A 2,018-nucleotide genomic window follows, 5' to 3' on the forward strand; every position below is an offset into this window, starting at 1 on the left:
CCCTTCCCGATCTTTCCAACGGATTGGATTGGCTGCGCAAGGCAGCCAAACAGGGCGATGGAGAGGCCATGGATCTTTTTGGCAGGCTTTTGTATTACTATTCAGAGTCAAAGCCAGACTCCTCCAGGATAGAGGAGGCTGTTCAATGGGTGTCCACGAGTGTCTCACTGGGCAATTGGTCTGCCATGGAGAGTTTGTCAACATTTTACTATGTGGGGTGGGGCGTTCCCAGGGATCTCACCCTGGCGAGTTACTGGGAAAAGGAGGCGTTGGAAAAAGGTGGAGCCAAGGCGGAATTCTCATTTTCCCTGGCCCATTTTTTTGGCAAAAGAGCATCTGAAGATATGGTGCTTTCACGACAGTTGCTGAGAAAGTCGGCGGAACACGGTTTTCCCCCTGCTCAGCACCTTCTTGGTGTTGATTACGCTGAAGGATTGTTTGTTAAACCTGATTTTAAGGAATCACGATTTTGGCTTGAGAAGGCAGCAGGACAAGGTTTAGCCGGGAGCGCCCATTCTTTAGGAAAAAATTATCGTCATGGGATCAATGGCTATCCGTATGACAAGGCCAAGGCGATCGAATGGTTCGAAAAAGCTGCCCAGTTGGGATATGGCGAATCGTTTGTCAGCCTGGGATATCTTTATCTGGATGATATTCCTGGGCATCCAAAAAACCCGGAAAAGGCCCTGGCCATGTTCCATAAAGGGTTGGAAAAGGGTGATTCAAGCGCTTATATGGCCCTGGGTGATTTTTATTTCAAGGGGGATGATGTTCAGGAAGATTTGTCCAAGGCATACCATTGGTTTCGGCAGGGCGCCGAGAAAGATCCGCGCAATACGGGAGCATTTGCCCGGGCTGAAGTCATGCGGATCTTTGGCATGGGAACATCAGCCGAGCCATCACTGGATTTTACCAAAATGAATGATGCCATTCAGCATGGCAATATGGATGCTGCTGCCATTCTGGGAAAGTTCTATCTGGCAGGTGTAGGTACGGACAAAAATTTTTACAAGGCCCGCAGGTGTCTTGTTGCCAGTGCTGCTGGCGGAAATAGTGAGGGAAAATTTTGGGCTGCATGGATTTCTGCCACAGGGTTGGGTGGCCCCCAGGATTTGGAACTCGCCGCCCATTGGGCTGAAAGAGTCAGTTCTACCTATGTGAGCATCAACCACTGCCTTGCGGGTGGATTCCTTCTCGCTGGAGTGGGTGTCGTGCCTGACCCGGAGCATGGCCTGGCGCTGCTCCAGAAAGGGGCCATGATCCCGACAACCTCCTGTGCCTGGTTGTTGGGAGAGGGGTATCGGCAGGGGCGGTATGGTTTGCCGGTGGATCTGGCCCTGGCGAACCACTGGTATGAACAGGCAGCGGCCCATGAGGATGTCGAATCCATGTTGCGGTTGGGCTTGCTTGCCGCCGGGTTGGCGGGAGGGGCCAGGGAGTCATTGATGGACCCTGCCGAGGCGGTCAGGTGGTGGCAAAAGGCCGGCGAAATGGGCTCCCCGCCAGCCGCCTTTTTGCTGGGTATCCTGCATGCCAAAGGGTTGGGAACACCACAAAACCTCGACCTGGCGCGCCGCTGGCTGCATGCAGCCCAACAACAGGGTGTGGAACGCGCCGGTCACCTTCTGGCCCTCATCGACAGCGCACCCGAGAGCCTGGACGCCCAGACGGAGATGGCCGCCTATGTAAGCGCCCTGCCCGCCTCCCTGGCCCCGCCGACCATTCCGGATGAACTCTCTTTACTTTCCCACACCCGATCTGCCTGGCTTGCCGGAGGGGTTCTGGCCACGTTTGCTGGTGGATTTACAGGTGGCACGCAAGGGAACATCCCGTCGTAACGATTCACCATCCCACCAATGATGGCCTTGATCATCGTTCATGTTCAGTACCTACTCACCACCCTTGCAGGAAAAGCCTGGACAGGAAAGCCTTTGTCAGGGCGCGACTATTCACCACCCTTGCAAGAAAAGCCTGGACAGGAAAGCCTTTGTCAGGGCTTCGCCCCGAACCCCACCAGG

General features: G+C 54.8%; 1 protein-coding gene. It reads left to right on the plus strand.

The annotated features are described in order from the left end of the window. The coding region (locus HQL63_05945; GenBank protein ID MBF0176375.1) for a sel1 repeat family protein at positions 1 to 1,838 on the plus strand (1,838 nt) is incomplete at its 5' end. Between the last annotated feature and the right edge of the window lie 180 nt (positions 1,839 to 2,018).

The sequence above is a fragment of the Magnetococcales bacterium genome (genome assembly GCA_015231175.1).
In the GTDB taxonomy this organism is placed as follows: Bacteria; Pseudomonadota; Magnetococcia; order Magnetococcales; family DC0425bin3; genus HA3dbin3.